Raw genomic sequence first — 18,261 nt, forward strand, 5'->3', positions numbered from 1 at the left:
GGGGCGAAGATACGTTGGGCGGACAGGCTTGTAAAAGGTAGGGGCGGGGCTTGCCCCCGCCCGGTCGTCAGAACCGAACCAACGATTCCGCTCAACAACCGGGCGGGGACAAGCCCCGCCCCTACCTCATACGTTACCTACTCGCCAGCCGGAAAATCGGCTGCGTCGCCTACTTCGGCGTACTGCTCCAGTTCTTTGGCAATGCCGGCGAATTTCTCGCGCGCACCTTTCACGGCCGCTTTGCCAAGGGGCAGGTGCAGCGGCGGGTTCTCCAGCTGCACCACGTCGTACATGGCTTTGGCGGCGCGCACGGGGTCGCCGGGCTGCTTGCCGCTGTAGCCTTGGATGCCACGCAGGTTTTCGCCCACGGTGGCTTGGTAATCGTCAATTTTGGTATCAGCAATGGTGGCCGACTCGCCCGCCCACTTCGTGCGGAAGCCGCTTGGTTCGATGTTCGTCACCTTAATGCCGAGCGGCCCCACCTGCTGGCTCAGGCTCTCGCCAATTGCCTCCAGGGCAAACTTTGAGGCATTGTAAATACCCACGCCGGGGAAGGTTTTCAGGCCGCCGATGCTGGTGATGTTGAGCACGTGGCCGCTACGCTGCTTGCGCAGCTGCGGCAACACGGCGCGCAGCACATGCAGGGCACCGAACACGTTCACGTCGAACTGGCGCTGCACTTCCTCGGCGGGCACTTCTTCAATGCTACCCATCGAGCCGTAGCCGGCATTGTTTACGATGACGTCGAGCTGGTTGAACTTGGCAATGGCATCGGCAATGGCCCTTTTGACGGTGGCCTCATCGGTCACGTCGCACACCAGGCCGAGGGCGCGGTCGGCGGCTTTCTTGGTGAATTCGTCGGCTTGCTCGGGCTTGCGGAAGGTGGCGGCCACGCGGTCGCCTTTTTCGAGCACATAGTCGGCCAGGGCTTCGCCGAAACCGGACGAGGCCCCGGTGATAAACCAGGTTTTGGCAGTGGAATCAGACATGATAAGTCATTTATTGAAATGGTAGGTGCTAAGACGGGTTAGAGTGGGCAATTGTTTGCGGATAGATTGTTTGCGGATAGTTGGTACCGTCTGTCATCCTGAGCTTGCGAAGGACCTTATCACCGATGACCAGCTTGCAGTTAATTCGAAATGTGCTGGCGTGACAAGGTCCTTCGCAAGCTCAGGATGACAGACGACTCCAAAGCCCCCACTGGTCATGCCGTACCTTCACGGCTCGAATTTTCCAATCCTTCCAACTCCCACCCGCTCCTATGAAAAAGCTTTTCTCGCTGCTGCTGGCGCTCATCGGCTTCACCGCTCAGGCCCAGGTCACCTTCAAAATCACGGCCGTGCCAGCCAACACGCCGGCCAATGCCACCCTCTACATCGCGGGCACCTTCAATAGCTGGAACCCTGGCAGCGCCGCCCACGCCCTCACCCACAACGCCGACGGCAGCTACCAGATTACGCTGCCCGCCGCCACCGGCACCATGGAATACAAGTTTACGCGCGGCTCCTGGGCCGCCGTCGAAACCAACGCCTCGAATGGCTCGGTGCCCAACCGCACCTATACGTTTGGCACGGCTCCGGCCACGGTGCTGGTTCAGGTGCTGAACTGGGAAGACCTCGCCGGCCCCGGCGGTGGCGGGCCAACTTCAACGGCTGCCGCCAACGTAAGCGTGATTTCGACCGCTTTCGCCATGCCGCAGTTGGGCCGCACCCGCCGCGTGTGGCTGTATCTGCCGCCCGGCTACGCCACCAGCGGCCGCCGCTACCCCGTGCTATACATGCAGGATGGCCAGAATGTGTTTGATGCCGCTACCTCCTTCGCCGGCGAGTGGGGCGTAGATGAGGCCCTGAACCAGTTGGCCGCCAGCGGCCAGGACCCCACCGGCTGCATTGTGGTAGCCATCGATAACAGTGCCAACCGCCTTGACGAATACTCGCCCTGGAACAACCCGGCCTACGGTGGCGGCCAGGGCGATTTGTACATCGATTTCCTGGTGCAAACCCTCAAGCCTTACATCGATACCAACTACCGCACCCTGCCCGACCGCGCCAATACTGGCATCGGCGGCTCCAGCATGGGCGGGCTCATTGCCACCTACGCAGCCCTGCGCGAGCCGACGGTGTTTGGTAAAGTGGCGTCGTTTTCGCCGGCCTACTGGTTTGCTTACCCGCAGCTGGCCGCCTACGCCCACCAGCACCCGGCCAACCCCAACACCCGCTTCTACTTCGTGAGCGGCACCACCGAAAGCGCCACCATGGTGCCCCAGATGCAGGCCCTGCGCGACTCGCTGCAACGCGGCGGCGTACCGGCCGCCAACCTCAACTTCAACACCCGCACCGACGGCCAGCACGCCGAATGGTTCTGGAAGCGCGAGTTTCCGGCCGGCTATTCCTGGCTGTATGCGCCCGCCACCGCCACGGCCACGCGCGCGGCCCAGACGCTGAGCGTGAGCCTCTACCCCAACCCCGCCGCCCGTGAGCTGCGCGTGGCGCTGCCCGCTAATCTGACCGGCGATGCCCTGCTCGAAATCAGCGACGCGCGGGGCCGGGCCGTGCTGCGTACCCGCGTGCACAACGGCCAGAACGTGGACGTGAGCCGTCTGGCCTCGGGCCTGTACCTGTCGCGCCTCACGGCCGGCAGCGCGGTGGGCACCAGCAAATTCACCAAAGAATAATCATAGGGCGGCGGGCAGGTGGGCTTCTAACCCAACTTCCCGCCGTACCTTTGACTGGCAAAAGGCCCCAACCCCCAACCCCTTTTGCCATGGCGGATTCCGCAAACCCCAAAATTGCCTTCGAGGCCCTCACCTACGACGACGTACTGCTGCTGCCAGCGTACTCCGAGGTTTTGCCCCGCGACTGCGACACCGGCACCCGCCTCACCAACAACATCCGGCTGCAAACCCCGCTGATTTCGGCGGCCATGGACACCGTTACGGAGTCGGACATGGCCATTGCGCTGGCGCAGGAAGGCGGCCTGGGCATCATTCATAAGAATATGTCCATCAAGGCGCAGGCCGAGCAGGTACGCCGCGTAAAGCGCAGCGAGTCGGCCCTGATTCAGGACCCCTTCACCCTGCCGCCCACCGCCACCTTGGCCGACGCCCGCCAACTGATGCGCAAGCACAACATCGGCGGCATCCCCGTAGTGAACGGCGGCCACGTCCTCGAAGGCATCCTCACCAGCCGCGACCTGCGCTTTGAGAAGGACATGAATCAGCCCGTAACCACGGTGATGGTACCGCTGAGCCGCCTCGTGACGGCCCCCGCCGGCATCACCCAGGCTGCGGCCGAAACCCTGCTCACCGATAGCAAAGTCGACAAGCTCCCGCTGGTCGATTCCGAAGGCCGCCTCGCCGGCCTGATGACTTATAAGGACATCCGCAAGCGCCGCCGCGCCCCGCACGCCAGTAAGGACCACCTTGGCCGCCTGCGCGTAGGAGCCGCCGTGGGCGTGACACCCGACCTGCTCCAGCGCGTGGCCGCGTTGGTTGAAGCCGGCGTGGACATTGTGAGCCTCGACACCGCCCACGGCCACTCCAAAGGCGTGATGGACGCCGTGCGGGCCATCAAAAATGCCCACCCCAACCTCGACGTGATGGCCGGCAACGTGGCCACCGCCGCCGGCGCTCGCGCCCTGGCCGACGCTGGGGCCGACTGCGTGAAAGTGGGCGTGGGCCCCGGTTCCATCTGCACCACGCGCATCATTGCCGGCATCGGCGTGCCGCAGCTTTCGGCCGTGCTCGAAGCCGCCAAGGGCCTGGAAGGCACCGGCGTGACGCTGGTGGCCGACGGCGGCATCAAGTTCTCCGGTGACCTTGTGAAGGCCCTGGCCGGCGGCGCGGCTGCCGTGATGGTGGGCTCGCTGCTGGCCGGCACCGAGGAAGCCCCCGGCGACCTCATCATCTACGAAGGCCGCAAGTACAAGTCCTACCGCGGCATGGGCTCGGTGGAAGCTATGGAAGACGGCAGCAAGGACCGGTACTTCCAGGATGCCGAAGACGATGTGAAGAAGCTGGTGCCCGAGGGCATTGTGGGCCGTGTGCCGTTTAAAGGCAATGTATCGGAGGTGATTTACCAGCTGGCGGGCGGCCTGCGGGCGGGCATGGGCTACGTGGGTGCCGCCAACATTGAGGCACTGCAGGCGGCGCAGTTCGTACGCATCACCGGGGCGGGCCTGCGCGAGAGCCACCCGCACGACGTGCAGATTACCCGCGAAGCGCCAAATTATTCGAGCCGCTAGCCTAATATCAACGTCGCCAAAGCCCAAGCAGCGCTTTGAATTACAAGGGGCAATGCCGATTACGGTCGGCATTGCCCCTTTTTTATGCCTTTTACCAGATGGAGCCTTTTCAAATAGCCGATTGTATCTTGCACGCCGGTTGAGCGTCGGCTACGGCGCGGCGGGCTGGTGTGCTTGTGTTATTCCTGGTTTCTGTCTGTGCGTCATCCGTTACTATACATTGGTTTTCTATTAGCGCTGCTGAGCGGAGCGCTGGCCATCGGCAATTTGCTGGCTGACGGCAACACCGGGCCCACGCCCTGGGCCATCTGGCTGCTATTGCTGGCCGACCTGGGCACCCTGGCAGTGCTGCTTAAGCTGTTTTTCCGGGCACCCGCTACGCAGCGCAGCGCCCCCCCGGCGGCCCTGCGCGAGAACGAGATGCTCAGCCTGCAGCGCCTGGCTCAGATTGTCCAGCGGGGCCAGACTTCTACCGAGGTGTACACCGTTTTGCTGGAATCGGCGGTGCAAACCGTGCAGGCCGACGCCGCCTGGCTCGACCTCGACGCCAACCACACCGGCACCGACGACACCAACGCCACGCAGTATCACAACATCACGCCCGCGCAGGCCGAGGCCCTGCGTGCCGGCCTGCGGGCTCACCCCCTGGTGGAAGGTGAGTACGTGACCAACGACCTGAACCGCCGCCCCGGCTTTCTGGGCACCTCGCAGGCCTACCGCTCACTCATCCAGCTGCCGCTGCGCGGCCTGCACTTCAATTACGGTACACTGTATTTGCTAAAAGTGGAGCCCGGCACCTTCAACCGCGAAGATGTCAGCATCCTCCAGACGTTCACCGGCCAGGCCGTGCTCAGCATCGAAAACCTGGAGCTGATGCGGGCCTCGCTGGCCAATCAGCGCACTCAGGAAGAGCTGAAAATTGCTTCCCAGGTTCAGGACAGCCTCATTCCCAAAAACCTGCCCACCGATAACTGGTTCGAAATCAGCTCGCACTCGCTGGCGGCCAAGGAAGTGGGCGGCGACTTCTACGATTTTCTGCACCTGCCGGGCCGGCGGCTGGCCGTCATCATCGGCGACGTGAGCGGCAAGGGCGTGACCGCCGCCTTCCACATGGCCCAGATGAAAGGGATTTTCCACTCGCTGATGCAGGAAAACCCGCTGGCCAAGAACGAGCGCGACAAATTTCCGGTGCCCAGCAAGTTCATGGCCCAGGCCAACACCGCCCTCGTGCACTGCCTGGAGAAGTCATCGTTCATCACCTCCTCGCTCTACATCATTGACTATGAGCAGGGTGGTTTCGTATTTGCCCGCGCCGGGCATTGCCACACACTCTACTACCACGCCCTGCGCGAGGAAGTTTTCTACTTCGACTCCGCCGGCCTTGGCCTCGGCATCATTCGGAACGAGAGCTACGAAAAGCACATCAAAAACCAGTTTTACGATTACAGCCCCGGCGATGTGATGGTGATTTACACCGACGGCATTGTGGAGGCGCGTGGTGGCTCCGGCACCGACGAATACGGCGAAGACCGCCTCAAGCTGCGCCTGGAGGAAAGTTATTTTCAAGAGGCCGAGGACATTAAAAACTTCATCCTCGACGACCTCAACGCCTTTACCCACGGCTTCCCCATCCACGACGACCAGACCCTGCTCGTGATTAAATTCAAGTCGGCCCAACCCCTACCGTAGGCCTGACGTATCGCCCTCATTATGAAAGTTACCGCCCAACCCTCCGCCGATACCCTCACCCTGCTGCTCGATGGCGAGCTGGATGCCAGTTCCGCCATTGTGCTTGATACTGAGCTGGCTAAACCCGACATTCTCAATTACCGCAAAGTCCTCATTGACTGCGCCAAACTCAGCTACATTTCCTCGGCTGGCCTGGGGGTTTTCATTTCGCACCTCCAGCGCTTTCAGGATGCCAACGTGAAGCTGGTGTTCTTCAACATGCAGGAAAAAGTGTTCAACGTGTTTGAAATCCTGGGCCTGGATGCGCTGATGACCATCGTCCCAAGCCTCACCGAAGCCGAAGCCGCTTAATTGACGTTTTGAGTGTTGAGGGTTGAATGTTGAGTTGACGAGGACTTCGGTTCTTTAGCTTCTACACATTAATCAGCTCAACATTCGACCCTCAACTATCAACATTTCCCAAGTGAAGTCTGCCCTCCGCATTGCCTGCTCGCGTGCCCACCTGCAACAGGTGCGCGATTTTGTGCGGAATTACCTTAACAGTCGGCAGCTTTCCGAGGTGACGGTGAATCAGGTGGTGCTGGCCGTAGATGAGGTCGTGGCCAACTTCATCATCCACGCCAACGGCGAGGACGAAACCCAGTTTCTGGACCTTACCCTGGCCTTTGATAAGCACGACCTGAACGTGGAGATTGCCGACAACGGCGACACCATTTTCCTGCCCGGCCCCACGGCCAGCCCCGATTTTCACGCCTACATCCAGCAGGGCCGCAAAGGCGGCATGGGAATGACGCTGGTGAACCGGCTCATGGACCGCGTGGAGTTTTTTACGCGTGGCAACCACACCGTGTGCCACCTCAGCAAGCACTTGGCCTGAACCCTGCTTTTGCACCTTATTTTTGAGACCGTTGTGCCCTGCACGACGGTCTTTTTTTTATCCGGCCTCTCCGGCTGAGAACATGCGCCATTCCGCCCGGAAATTAGTTAATTTCGCACCGGTAATTTTATGCCCGCGCCGCTACTTACTACTGGCTTAGCGCTTTTGTCTTCTAACTTTTCCTATGCATAAACGCATTTTGTACGCCGGCGCGGCCGTTGTCACGCTGCTGGCTGGTTGCCAAACTTCCAAACCGGCCGCATCGGCCACTACGGGTTCTACTGCTACCGGCCCGGCCGTTGAAACGCTGGGCAACTACCCGGTACCGGCCAACGAGTTTGCCTACGTCTACCGGAAAAACAACAGCTCGGCCCCCGACTACGGCACCCGCCAGAGCGTAAGCGACTACCTGGACCTCTACACCAACTTCCGCCTGAAAGTGCTGGAAGCTGAGCAGAAGGGCCTCGATACCACGCAGGCCTTCAAGCGCGAGCTGGAGGGCTACCGCCAGCAGCTGGCCCAGCCTTACCTCACCGAGAAGAGCGTGACCGACCAGCTGGTGCGCGAGGCCTACGACCGCATGAGCCAAGAGGTGAATGCCTCGCACATCCTCGTGCGCGTATCGCCCGATGCCACGCCGCAGGACACCCTGATTGCATACCAGAAGATTGTGAAGCTGCGTGAGCAGGCCCTGTCCGGCACCGACTTTGGCCAACTGGCCCGCGCCAACAGCGAAGACCCCTCAGCCAAAGAGAACGGCGGCAAGCTGGGCTACTTTACGGCCATGCAAATGGTGTATCCGTTTGAGTCGGCGGCCTACAAAACGCCCGTGGGGCAGGTATCGCAGCCCATCCGCACGCGCTTCGGCTACCACATTATCAAGGTAAACGACAAGCGCACGGCGCAGGGCGAAATCAAGGTAGCTCACCTGATGATTCGCATGAACGCCAACGCCGCCAAAAACGACTCGCTCACGGCCAAAAAGAAAATCGACGAGTTGTACAGCCGTCTGAAAAAGGGCGAGAACTGGGACAAGCTTGTGGCCCAGTTCTCGGAAGACGCCGGTTCGGCGGCCAACGGTGGCGAGCTGCCGCCCTTCGGCACCGGCCGCATGATTCCTTCGTTCGAGGACGCCGCCTTCAAGCTGCAAAAGCCCGGCGACATCGCGCCCCCGGTCCAGACGCCCTACGGCTGGCACATCATCAAGCTGATTGAACGCCAGCCCTTGGCCAAGTTTGCCGACATGGAGCCCAGCCTGAAAAGCAAAGTGGCCAAGGACTCCCGCTCGGAGCTCAATAAGGCTGCCTTCCTGAAGCGTGTGCGCCAGGAAGACCAGTTCTCGGAAGTGGCCCTGGCCAAAACCTATGCGTTCAGCAAAGCTGACACGGCACTGGTGGCCGGCCGCTTCAAGTACTCGGCCCCTACCACCATGGCAAAAGTGTCGAAAGGCACTACCAATGATGCTTCGACGCTGTTCACCATCAAGGGCAAGCCTTATTCGGTGAAGGATTTCCTGACCTACGTGCAGCAAAACCAGCGGCCCCGCACGGGCGCGCAGCCGGCTTTCGCCATGCAGCAGCTCTACGACCAGTACGTGGAGCAGAGTCTGACCGACTTCGAGAAAAACAGCCTCGACACCAAGTATGAGGACTACCGCATGCTGGTGAAGGAGTACCGCGACGGCATCCTGCTTTTCCAATTGATGGACGAGAAGGTGTGGAGCAAGGCCATTGAGGACACTGTGGGCCTGAAAAAATATTTCGCCGACAACCAGGCCAAGTACCAGTGGGACCAGCGCGTGCAGGGCACCGTGGTGAGTGCCGCCACGCCCGCCCTGCTGGCTCGTGTGCAGCAAGCCATGAAGGCCGGGCGCTTCCCACTCACCCGGAGCGTGCCTCCCCGCATCACCTTCACCAACGGCACGGCGCTGGCGAAAACGGGCGTATTAGCGCTGGATGATATCAGCAAGCGCATGACCCAGGACACCAGCATGCTGGTAACCATCACGGGCCGCGTGAAAAAGGGCGAAAAAGCCAGCTTGGCCAATGCCCGCGCCGACTCGACGGTGCGCCAGCTGCGCCGCCGGGGCGTGGCGGCCAGCCGCATCCGCAAGGTGGTGCAGGCCAAGCCCGGCACCGATAACTCGGCCCAGGTGGCGCTGTTCAGCGGCAACCCCGCCGCCATCGAATCGGAGCTCAACGAGTTGAACCCGTTGTCGGTGCAAATCAGCCAGAAAGTATTCCAGAAAGGCGACAACAAGGTGATGGATGAGCTGATGACCAAAGGTCCCGGCACCTACAACGTGCAGAAGGACGGCCGCTACTACGCCGTCACCATCGACCGCACGCTGCCCGCCGGACCCAAAACCCTGGCCGAAGCCCGTGGCCAGGCCACGTCGGACTACCAGACCTACCTGGAAAAAGAATGGATTGCCCAGATGCGCGCCGCCCGCCCCGTGAAAGTGAACGAGGCCGAAGTAAGCAAGCTGGTAACCAAGTAATCCTTGATTTTCAGACCTTAGAACGGAGAGCTTAGCACTCAGAAATATTTAATTCTGAGTGCTAAGCTCTCCGTTCTAAGGTCTGGTTCTTATAGCTGCAACCTTCCGGGCGGGCTTGGGCTCCTTGTTTTTGTCTGCCAACGGATTTATGGTGAAATTTGTGGGGCTGTTTGGGTGTTAGACCTGCACGGACCAGGCCGGGGCACCTGTCCACCGGCTTTTCAATACGACTTTATGCTTGTTAATGTGAATCGCGCCGTAGCGTCGGCCCTGCTTACGCTATTGCTGTTACTGGGCTTTGCGCCCGCTTCCCAGGCCCAGTTGGGCATCAGCCGGCCCAAGGGCCAGCAGTTGCTCGACGGTATTATTGTGAAGGTGGACAATCAGATTGTGCTGCGCTCCGAAGTGGAGCTCATCTATGCGCAGGAGGTGGCCCGGGCCGAAGGCAAGCCGCTGCCGCCGGATTTGAAATGCAAAATCCTGCAAAGCTTGGTGCTGAACAAGCTGATGCTGGCCCGCGCCGACGTCGACTCCGTGACGGTGGAAGACAAGCAGGTGAACAGCGAAGTGGACCGCCGCATGGCCTATTTCGCGCAGCAGATTGGCTCCGAAAAGCGCCTTGAGGAGCAGTATGGCAAGTCTATCAAATCCTTGAAGGACGACCTGCGGCCCCAGATTAAGGACCAGCTCACGCAGCAGAAAATGCAGGAAACCATCACCGGCAAGGTGGCGGTGACGCCGCGTGAAGTGGCGCAGTACTTCACCCGCATTCCGAAAGACAGCCTGCCCTACTTCAGCACCGAGGTGGAAGTGGGCCAGATTGTGGTGCCCGCGCAGGTGAACGACAAGGCCAAGCAGGCCGCCATCGCCAAGCTCAACGATATCCGGGCGCAGGTGCTGGCCGGGGCTGACTTTGCCACGCTGGCCAAAGCCAATTCGGAAGACCCGGGCTCGGCCAAGGAAGGCGGCTACTTGGGCTTCTTTAAGCGCGGCGAGCTGGTACCGGAGTATGAGGCGGCTTCGATGAAGCTGGAACCCGGCCAGATGTCGCCGGTGGTGCAGTCGCAGTTCGGCTTTCACCTCATTCAGTTCATTGAGCGCAAGGGCAACACGTATTCGACGCGCCACATCCTGCTGAAGCCCGAAACCGGCTCGGCCGATGTGAGCGCCTCGGCCAAGCTGCTGACCCGTCTGCGTCGCCAGATTTTGTCCGACAGCATCACCTTCGCCAAAGCGGCCAAGGACAACTCCTCCGATAAAACCAGCAGCAGCAACGGCGGCCTGCTCGCCAACCGTCAGGACGGCGGCTCGCGCCTGCCCCTCGACAAGCTCGACCCGGCCATCTTCTTTACCATCGACACCATGAAGGTGGGCCATATTACCCCGCCCATGCCCTACCGCACCGACGACGGCAAGGACGCCATGCGCATCCTGTGGCTGAAATCGAACACGCCGCCCCACCAGGCCAACCTGCAGGACGACTATCAGAAAATTGCCGCCGCTGCCCTCAACGAGAAAAAAACGAAGGCACTGGACGAGTGGTTTGCCAAAAACCGCGGCACGGTGTACCTCGAAGTAGAGCCGGAGTACGCCCAGTGCAAGGTGCTGGACGCGGTGGAGAAATAACTTTCTGGCGCTTCGGAACGTCATGCTGAGCGCAGCCGAAGCATCTCTACCGCGAAGAGTAACCCAATCGTAATGATTAGTTACACGGTAGAGATGCTTCGGCTGCGCTCAGCATGACCGGCTTTCTTTCCTTTTCCCTCCTAAACTTTCGAATGGCTCAATTCCAAAACGACAAAGAAGCCGCCGACGCCCTGGCCGCCTCCTTCCAGAAGCTGCGCCAGGAAATCGGCAAGGTCATCGTGGGGCAGGACGAGGTGGTGCGACTGGTGCTTACCGCCGTGTTTTCGCAGGGCCACAGCTTGCTGGTGGGCGTGCCCGGCCTGGCTAAAACCTTGCTGATTCAGACTATTGCCGATTCGCTGGATTTGTCGTTTAACCGCATCCAGTTCACGCCCGACCTGATGCCCAGTGACATTGTAGGCTCGGAAACGATGAACCAGCAGCGGGATTTTCACTTCGTGAAAGGCCCTATCTTCGCCAACATCATTCTGGCCGACGAAATCAACCGGACGCCGCCCAAAACCCAGGCCGCCCTGCTCGAAAGCATGCAGGAATACGCCGTGACGGTGGCCGGGCAGCGCTACCCGCTCAGCCGCCCGTTCTTCGTGCTGGCTACCCAGAACCCCATCGAGCAGGAAGGCACCTACCCCCTGCCCGAGGCGCAGCTCGACCGCTTCATGTTCAATATAGAGCTGGGCTACCCGACTTATGCCGAGGAGTTGAACATTGTGAAGCAGACGACTTCGGACCGCAAGCAGACCGTGAACAAGGTGCTGCACGCGGCCGATATCCAGGCCTTCCAGGAGCTCGTGCGCCGCGTGCCGGTGGCCGACAACGTGGTGGAATACGCCGTGGGCCTCGTGCACAAAACCCGCCCCAACACCGAGCGCGCCGCCCCGCGCACCAACCAGCTGCTGGAATGGGGAGCCGGCCCGCGCGCCTCGCAGCACCTCATTGTGGGCGCGAAGTGCAACGCCCTGCTCAACGGCAAGTACTCGCCCGACATTGAGGACGTGCGCGCCGTGGCCGTGCCGATATTGCGCCACCGCCTCGTGCGCAACTTCAAAGCCGAAGCCGAAGGCATCGGCGTGGAGCAGATTGTGAAAGAACTTTTATAGAAAATGTCTATCATCCTGAGCGCAGCGAAGGACCTTATCACCGCTGAACAGTTTGCAGTAATTACTACTCCAAACATGATAAGGTCCTTCGCTGCGCTCAGGATGACAAAAGCCCTGACAAGTCCCTAATATGGAAGCCCAAGCCTACTATCAGCAATTTGAGCGCAACGTGCGCATCATCCTCGACGCCCTGGCCGCTGGCCTCGACCTGCGCACCACGGCCCTCGAAACCAGCCTGCCCATTGAAGTGTACGTGCTGTGCGAGGTGCTGAACCAGGGCGCCGGCGAGGATTTTACCCTAAGCGCCAGCGGCGTGGCCCGGCTGGCCGAGTTCCAGCAGCAATTCATGAAGCACGAGGGCCAGACGCTGGCCGCCATGCAGCGCGTGCTGGCCGACAAGCGCGGCACCATGCGCACGCCTGAAGGCCGCGTGCTGGTGAAGGAAATGCTCATCCGCCGCCTCGAATTCTTCAACGAAGCGGCCCGGCAGGTGAATGTGATGCGTACCCAGCAGTCGCTGGGTAGCCCCAGCCAGTACGTGGGCCTGAACAAATAGTCGATTTATTTCTTGTGAAAGGGCCGTTTCCGGGCACGGAGGCGGCCCTTTTTCCGTAGTACGCTGCTATGCTGCCCCGCGCCCCGCTCTACACCGAACGCCTCTGCCTGCGCCCCTATGAGCCGGCCGACGCCGGTGCGTTCTTCGCGTTGCTGCACGCCGACCGCCCCCGCTTCCAGCCCTCCTTCCCCGACCGCCTGCAAGCCGTGCGCTCCGTGTCCGATGCCGCGGTTTCGCTCCGTGCCTTTGCCGAGGACTGGCGCACCGGGCGCTTCTACGTGTTCGGCATCTGGCACCGCGCCTCGGCCGAATACGTGGGCGACATCTGCCTCATGCCCCAGCAAAAAGGCCAGGCCGAAATCGGCTACTACCTGGCCGCTGCCGCCGAAGGCCACGGCTATGCCCGCGAGGCCCTGGCCGCTGTCGTTGATTTTGCCTTCGAAGCCGTGGGCAGCCAGCGGCTGCTTGTGCGCTGCTTTCTGGGCAATGCGCGCGGGCAGGCCGTGGCCCGCGCCGTGGGTTTCCAGCCCGAACCGCCCCCTAAGCGCCCACTCTGGTTCCGCAATTCCGACGCGCTGAGCCAAATCTGCCGCTTCTGGCTGGCGAAATCTTAACCCCGGCTACTGCCCCACCCGTACGCGCTTGCCCACGTTGCCTAGCAGCCACTCCTGCCGAAAATTGAGGTACACGCCGAACGAGAAATCCAGCAGTTGGGCGTTGAAATCATAGAGCGGCTCGACGCGCACGGTGAGGGCCGCCGCGTCCGAAATGCGAAAGTCGCGCAGCAGCCGCACCAGCAGAATCTTGCGCTGGCGGTCCAGGTAATCGGGGTTCGAAACGGTGCGCGAGGCGCTCTGGTACAAGTCGCCCCCCAGCGGGGCCATGAAGCGCGAGCCTCGCCAGTAGCTCAGCATCACATCGGCATAGCGGGTTTCGAGGGTGGTGTTCAGGTACAAGCCCCGGCCGTATTTGAAAGGGTTCTGGCCCTGCGTGGGCGAGTTGTCTTGGAAGCCGAGCACGTAGCCGTTGAAGCGTAAAGCCTGGATTTTTGAATTGTTCAACGAGCGGCGCGCCTCAATCCCGACGGCTTCGTTAAACAACGTTTGCAGCGGCTTGTCAAGCGTATCAATCTGCCCGCCGTGGTGGATGGCTGTGAATTGAAACGGTACCGTTACCCGCCAGTCGCTTCCGTCGCTACTGAGCCGGTAGCTGCTGCTCAGGCCGCCCGCAATTTCCTCTTGGTAATTGCTGTAGCGGTACTGCTGCCGCTGCCAGTCCACCCAAAAGTCAAGAAACAACCGGTTACCTAAACCTAAATAGCGGTATTGTAGGCCCTCCTCCAGCGGGTTCAGCATCACCCGCTCAAAGTTGAAAAGCGGCTCGATGTAGTTATGGTTGAGGTTAGCCTGGATATTGCCTAGAATAAACTGGTGATGGCCCGTGGTCCAGGTGGCTCGATACGTGGGCCGCACCTGCTTCAACTGCGGGTTGCCAAAGTCCTTCCAGAGCAACACGCCCGCTTCGAGGCGCAAATCCTTAGTAGGATAGTAAACGAGTTGCGGATTTAACTGTGTACCAAAAAGCGTGTAGCCGTCTACAATCTTGTTGAAGTACTCGTTGTCCTTGAAGAAGGTGAAACTTTGTACCTGCAAGCGTAAATCTCCTATCTCAGACTTAGCATACACATCCACTCCTGGTATGTCACCATTAACAAAGGCTTCATCTATGAGATTGCCTCGGCCTGGAGTTGGTTGGGTAAAAGCCGAATTATTCAACTGCGCCCGTGCCGTTTCCACTTTAATTAGCACAGTCACAAGGCCAACTAATATTTTTAGATAATTCCTCATATATTTCGCCTCTCAACGGCACTAAACCACTAGTCGCTGTGTTAGAAAAAGCCGCCGCAAAACAGCCCATTTGGGGCTTTTAACAATGAATAGAATTATTCGATTGCGACCCGGCTAAAACCGTTAACTTTACCAAACCTAATTCCTTTTTCTCAAACACCCCCTCATGGCACTAGCTACCAAAGCGGCTCCCAAAGCCGACAAAGTTGAAAAAGCGGAGAAAGGCGATATGAACGTCGCTGCCGAAAAAATGAAAGCCCTCCAGCTCACGCTCGACAAGCTGGACAAAGCCTACGGCAAAGGCACGGTCATGAAGCTCTCCGACAACAAGGTGGGCGACATTCCGAGCATCAGCACCGGTTCGCTTTCGCTGGACATTGCCCTTGGCATTGGCGGGGTGCCCCGCGGACGTGTGATTGAAATCTACGGTCCAGAATCGTCGGGTAAAACCACGCTCACGATGCACATGATTGCCGAAGCGCAGAAGAAAGGTGGCATGGCCGCGTTCATCGACGCCGAGCACGCTTTCGATAAAACCTACGCCGAGAAACTGGGCATCGATACCAGCAACCTGCTCATTGCCCAGCCCGACAACGGCGAGCAAGCCCTCGAAATCGCTGACCAGCTGATTTCCTCGGGTGCCATCGACATCATCGTGATTGACTCCGTGGCCGCCCTCGTACCGAAAGGCGAACTCGAAGGCGACATGGGCGACTCGAAAGTGGGCCTGCACGCCCGCCTCATGAGCCAGGCCCTGCGCAAGCTCACCGGCACCATCAACAAAACCGGCTGCTGCTGCATTTTCATCAACCAGCTACGCGAGAAAATCGGCGTGATGTTCGGCTCGCCCGAAACCACTACCGGTGGTAACGCCCTGAAATTCTACGCTTCCGTGCGCCTTGATATCCGCCGCATCGGCCAAATCAAGGAAGACAAGGACAATGTGACCGGCAACCGCACCAAGGTGAAGGTGGTGAAGAACAAAGTAGCGCCGCCCTTCAAGGTGGTTGAGTTTGACATCATCTACGGCCAGGGCATTTCCAAAGTCGGTGAGATTGTGGACCTTGGCGTCGACATGGGCATCATCGGCAAGTCGGGCTCGTGGTTCAACTACGGCGACACCAAGATTGGCCAGGGACGCGAAGCGGTGAAAACCCTGCTGCTCGATAACCCCGAGCTGGCGGCCGAAATCGAAGGCAAAATCCGCACCATGGCCAAAGGCGACGAGGATGTGATTCCCGTCGACATGAGCATCGAGGATGACGGCGAAGACACGCTGTAAGCACTGTTGCGTCTTCCGCAAATAATCCAAAGCCCGTTGCAAATCGCAACGGGCTTTTTTTATGTTCGTACCTTTACCTTAGCTCCGGGGCTGGCATTACGTTTGTCTAGGGTCAGGCCGCCCCTTCTTTTTATTATAGTTATTGCTATGACGCGCCGCTGGTTATTCTTTACTCCTGCTATCCTGATTTTGCTCGCCTCCGCGCAACTCGCAATGGGCCCCGGCGATGCCGTGCGCAGCGTACCGCAGAACAGCTTCGGGCGCGGCGAAACCATTAAGTACACCGTGCATTACGGCCTCATCAACGGCGGCGAAGCCACGGTGGAAACGGCAGGCGGCCTGGAGCGCGTGAACGACCGGCCCTGCTACAAGGCCACGGTGAGCGGCAAAACCACCGGCTCGTTCGATTTTTTCCTGCGCATCCGCGACCAGTGGCGCGCCTACATCGACACCACCAGTATTCTGCCCATCCGCGCCCAGCGCGACATTGCCGAGAAGAACTACCGCAAGAAGGAAACCGTCGATTTCGACCACCTGCGCGACGTGGCCGAGGTGCAGGACCACAACAAAGACAACCCCAAGCACACCACCGTGAAGGTGGCCAACAACACGCTGGAGCTCGTGAGCGGCTTTTATTACCTGCGCACCCTCAACTTCGACCGCATGAAGGTGGGCGACGTGGTGCGCATGCCCGGTTACTTCGACGGCGACAATTTCATTTTGGACGTGGTGTACAAGGGCCGCGAAGTGGTGGAAACCAAGGCCGGCGATGTGCGCGCCTTCAAGCTGGTGCCCAAAATGCCGAATAACAAGCTGTTCCGGGGCGAAAACGCCATTTCGGTGTATCTCTCCGATGACCGTAACAAGATTCCGGTGCTGTTTCAGGCCGAGATGTTTGTTGGCACCGTAAAGGTGGATATGGTGCGCTATCAGGGCCTGAAGTGGAAGCTGAACCTGGCCAACTAGCCCGGGCCAAGCAGTCCGCTCATTCATTCTTCATAATTCATTGCCGGCTTGGCCTCACGGGTTACATTCGTAGTAGCCATGAGTTCCATCCCGCTGCTTATCGTCAATCTTTCCCCGGTTCCGCTTGTGGTGGCGTGCGTGGTGGGGCTGGTGCGGTACCGCCGCTACGAGGCCGTGCGGCGCTACCTGGTGTGGCTGTCGTGGCTGGCCTTGCTGGTGACGGCGGTGGCCCTGTGGCTTCAGCGCCAGCACCGGCCCAATCTGTTTCTGGCCCCCATCGATACCGCCATCGAGTTCACGCTGCTGGGGCTGATGTACCGGCGGGTGCTGTGGCCGCATCCCGTGGCCCGGTACCTGCCGGTTGGCATCGGGCTGTTTGTGGTGGGCACGGCGCTCACCAGCTGGCCCCGGCCCGGCACGGTTGAGTTCAGCCCCATTCAGCATTTCATCGAGAGTGTGGCCATGCTGCTGCTGGTGATGCTGTATTACCGGCGCGTACTCAAGACCCTTCCGGTATCATTGGCACCGCTGGAGCGTGAGCCCGTGTTCTGGATTTCGGCGGGCGTGTTTCTGTATTTCTCAGCCAACAGCCTGATTTTTCTCACCAGCAACCTGGTTCTGTTTCATTCTAAAGAGCTCAGCCTGAACATCTGGGCCATTCATGCTCTGCTGTATGCTTTTCTGAACGGGTTTTTCATCGTGGCGCTGTGTCTGCCGCCGCAGTTGCCGGAACGGCTGTCGGACTTCACACAATCGTAACATGACGCCGGCCGCCGCAAGCGGTACTTTTGCGCAAACATTGCCTGTTTCGCTTCACCTAAGCCCCAAACGCCGTGACTGCTGCCAAAACGCCCGTGTACAAGATTCTCGTGGTTGATGACGACCCGGACATTGTCGAGCTGCTGGAGTTCAATCTGAAAAAAGAGGGCTACCAAACCGCCTCCGCCTCCGATGGCCGCAAAGCCCTGGACGTAGCCGCCGAGTTTCACCCCGACATCATCCTGCTCGATGTGATGATGCCCAACCTCGACGGCATTGCGGCCTGCCGCCTGTTGCGCGAAAACCCCAGGTTCAAAGACACTTACATTCTGTTTCTCACCGCCCGCGCCGAGGAGTTTTCCGAAGTGGCGGCTTTCGAGGCCGGGGCCGACGACTTCATCGCCAAGCCCATCAAGCCGCGCGCCCTGCTGGGCCGTCTGGCCGCCGTAAAGCGCCGCGACCAGGACCCCCACGCCGCCGTCGATGCCATCGACATCAACGGCCTGCGCATCGACCGCACCGCCTTCGCTGTGTACCAGGACGGCAAGAAAATCACTCTTCCCAAGAAGGAGTTTGAGCTGTTGTCCTTCCTGGCCGCCTCGCCCCACAAGGTCTTTAACCGCGAAGAACTGCTCCAGAATATCTGGGGCAACGACGTGTTCGTGCTGGCCCGCACCGTGGATGTGCACGTGCGCAAAGTGCGCGAAAAGGTGGGCGACCACCACATCCAGACCATTAAGGGCGTGGGATACAAGTTCAACGCCGACTAAATCAGCCACTTACATTGCTTTGTCATCCT

16 protein-coding genes are annotated in these 18,261 nt (G+C 59.9%); 14 read left to right on the plus strand and 2 right to left on the minus strand.

The window, feature by feature from the left end:
• Nucleotides 1-137: 137 nt before the first annotated feature.
• Nucleotides 138-989, minus strand: coding sequence for a Rossmann-fold NAD(P)-binding domain-containing protein (locus ACYVM5_RS05900; RefSeq protein ID WP_460617204.1), 852 nt, complete (start codon nt 987-989; stop codon nt 138-140).
• A gap of 272 nt (nt 990-1,261) precedes the next feature.
• On the opposite strand from ACYVM5_RS05900, the gene ACYVM5_RS05905 reads away from it, so the two are divergent.
• From ACYVM5_RS05905 to ACYVM5_RS05950, 10 genes are all read left to right on the plus strand, one after another.
• Nucleotides 1,262-2,674 (plus strand): alpha/beta hydrolase-fold protein, encoded by a 1,413-nt coding sequence (locus ACYVM5_RS05905; RefSeq protein ID WP_460617205.1) that lies wholly within the window; start codon nt 1,262-1,264, stop codon nt 2,672-2,674.
• An 89-nt stretch (nt 2,675-2,763) separates the two neighbouring features.
• Nucleotides 2,764-4,242 (plus strand): IMP dehydrogenase, encoded by a 1,479-nt coding sequence (gene guaB, locus ACYVM5_RS05910; protein WP_460617206.1) that lies wholly within the window; start codon nt 2,764-2,766, stop codon nt 4,240-4,242.
• Nucleotides 4,243-4,440: 198 nt separating this feature from the next.
• On the plus strand, nt 4,441-5,931 hold the full coding sequence (locus tag ACYVM5_RS05915) for a PP2C family protein-serine/threonine phosphatase (protein WP_460617207.1): 1,491 nt from the start codon (nt 4,441-4,443) through the stop codon (nt 5,929-5,931).
• A 21-nt stretch (nt 5,932-5,952) separates the two neighbouring features.
• Nucleotides 5,953-6,282 carry an STAS domain-containing protein gene (locus ACYVM5_RS05920; RefSeq protein WP_198069888.1) on the plus strand — a complete coding sequence of 110 codons (330 nt, stop codon included), beginning with the start codon at nt 5,953-5,955 and terminating at the stop codon, nt 6,280-6,282.
• Between the two features lie 112 nt (nt 6,283-6,394).
• Nucleotides 6,395-6,808 (plus strand): ATP-binding protein, encoded by a 414-nt coding sequence (locus tag ACYVM5_RS05925; RefSeq protein ID WP_460617208.1) that lies wholly within the window; start codon nt 6,395-6,397, stop codon nt 6,806-6,808.
• A gap of 184 nt (nt 6,809-6,992) precedes the next feature.
• On the plus strand, nt 6,993-9,308 hold the full coding sequence (locus tag ACYVM5_RS05930) for a peptidylprolyl isomerase (protein WP_460617209.1): 2,316 nt from the start codon (nt 6,993-6,995) through the stop codon (nt 9,306-9,308).
• 246 nt (nt 9,309-9,554) lie between these two features.
• On the plus strand, nt 9,555-10,934 hold the full coding sequence (locus ACYVM5_RS05935; RefSeq protein WP_460617210.1) for a peptidylprolyl isomerase: 1,380 nt from the start codon (nt 9,555-9,557) through the stop codon (nt 10,932-10,934).
• Nucleotides 10,935-11,086: 152 nt separating this feature from the next.
• Nucleotides 11,087-12,052, plus strand: coding sequence for an AAA family ATPase (locus ACYVM5_RS05940; protein WP_460617211.1), 966 nt, complete (start codon nt 11,087-11,089; stop codon nt 12,050-12,052).
• A 130-nt stretch (nt 12,053-12,182) separates the two neighbouring features.
• Nucleotides 12,183-12,608 carry a hypothetical protein gene (locus ACYVM5_RS05945; protein ID WP_460617212.1) on the plus strand — a complete coding sequence of 142 codons (426 nt, stop codon included), beginning with the start codon at nt 12,183-12,185 and terminating at the stop codon, nt 12,606-12,608.
• A 68-nt stretch (nt 12,609-12,676) separates the two neighbouring features.
• Entirely contained in the window at nt 12,677-13,222 is a 546-nt protein-coding gene (locus ACYVM5_RS05950; protein ID WP_460617213.1) for a GNAT family N-acetyltransferase, read from the plus strand.
• 6 nt (nt 13,223-13,228) lie between these two features.
• Here the strand turns inward: ACYVM5_RS05950 and ACYVM5_RS05955 are convergent, their stop codons facing one another.
• On the minus strand, nt 13,229-14,260 hold the full coding sequence (locus ACYVM5_RS05955; RefSeq protein ID WP_460617214.1) for a hypothetical protein: 1,032 nt from the start codon (nt 14,258-14,260) through the stop codon (nt 13,229-13,231).
• A gap of 424 nt (nt 14,261-14,684) precedes the next feature.
• On the opposite strand from ACYVM5_RS05955, the gene recA reads away from it, so the two are divergent.
• The 4 genes from recA to ACYVM5_RS05975 all read left to right on the plus strand — a co-directional run bounded on the left by recA (nt 14,685) and on the right by ACYVM5_RS05975 (nt 18,232).
• A complete protein-coding gene (gene recA, locus ACYVM5_RS05960) occupies nt 14,685-15,737 on the plus strand; it encodes a recombinase RecA (RefSeq protein WP_460617443.1) in 1,053 nt (350 codons plus the stop codon).
• A gap of 147 nt (nt 15,738-15,884) precedes the next feature.
• Nucleotides 15,885-16,703, plus strand: coding sequence for a DUF3108 domain-containing protein (locus ACYVM5_RS05965; RefSeq protein ID WP_460617215.1), 819 nt, complete (start codon nt 15,885-15,887; stop codon nt 16,701-16,703).
• Nucleotides 16,704-16,781: 78 nt separating this feature from the next.
• Nucleotides 16,782-17,462: a hypothetical protein gene (locus ACYVM5_RS05970; RefSeq protein WP_460617216.1), complete on the plus strand. Its 681-nt coding sequence runs from the start codon at nt 16,782-16,784 to the stop codon at nt 17,460-17,462.
• A gap of 74 nt (nt 17,463-17,536) precedes the next feature.
• A complete protein-coding gene (locus ACYVM5_RS05975) occupies nt 17,537-18,232 on the plus strand; it encodes a response regulator (protein WP_198069878.1) in 696 nt (231 codons plus the stop codon).
• The last annotated feature ends 29 nt before the right edge of the window (nt 18,233-18,261 follow it).

This window comes from Hymenobacter ruber (assembly GCF_054783255.1).

Excerpts from the sequence above, each read along its gene's own strand:
- ACYVM5_RS05900 (WP_460617204.1), bottom strand. The coding sequence starts at position 989 with ATGTCTGATTCCACTGCCAAAACCTGGTTTATCACCGGGGCCTCGTCC.
- ACYVM5_RS05905 (WP_460617205.1), top strand. The coding sequence starts at position 1,262 with ATGAAAAAGCTTTTCTCGCTGCTGCTGGCGCTCATCGGCTTCACCGCT.
- guaB (WP_460617206.1), top strand. The coding sequence starts at position 2,764 with ATGGCGGATTCCGCAAACCCCAAAATTGCCTTCGAGGCCCTCACCTAC.
- ACYVM5_RS05920 (WP_198069888.1), top strand. The coding sequence starts at position 5,953 with ATGAAAGTTACCGCCCAACCCTCCGCCGATACCCTCACCCTGCTGCTC.
- ACYVM5_RS05930 (WP_460617209.1), top strand. The coding sequence starts at position 6,993 with ATGCATAAACGCATTTTGTACGCCGGCGCGGCCGTTGTCACGCTGCTG.
- ACYVM5_RS05940 (WP_460617211.1), top strand. The coding sequence starts at position 11,087 with ATGGCTCAATTCCAAAACGACAAAGAAGCCGCCGACGCCCTGGCCGCC.
- ACYVM5_RS05945 (WP_460617212.1), top strand. The coding sequence starts at position 12,183 with ATGGAAGCCCAAGCCTACTATCAGCAATTTGAGCGCAACGTGCGCATC.
- ACYVM5_RS05950 (WP_460617213.1), top strand. The coding sequence starts at position 12,677 with ATGCTGCCCCGCGCCCCGCTCTACACCGAACGCCTCTGCCTGCGCCCC.
- recA (WP_460617443.1), top strand. The coding sequence starts at position 14,685 with ATGAACGTCGCTGCCGAAAAAATGAAAGCCCTCCAGCTCACGCTCGAC.
- ACYVM5_RS05965 (WP_460617215.1), top strand. The coding sequence starts at position 15,885 with ATGACGCGCCGCTGGTTATTCTTTACTCCTGCTATCCTGATTTTGCTC.
- ACYVM5_RS05970 (WP_460617216.1), top strand. The coding sequence starts at position 16,782 with ATGAGTTCCATCCCGCTGCTTATCGTCAATCTTTCCCCGGTTCCGCTT.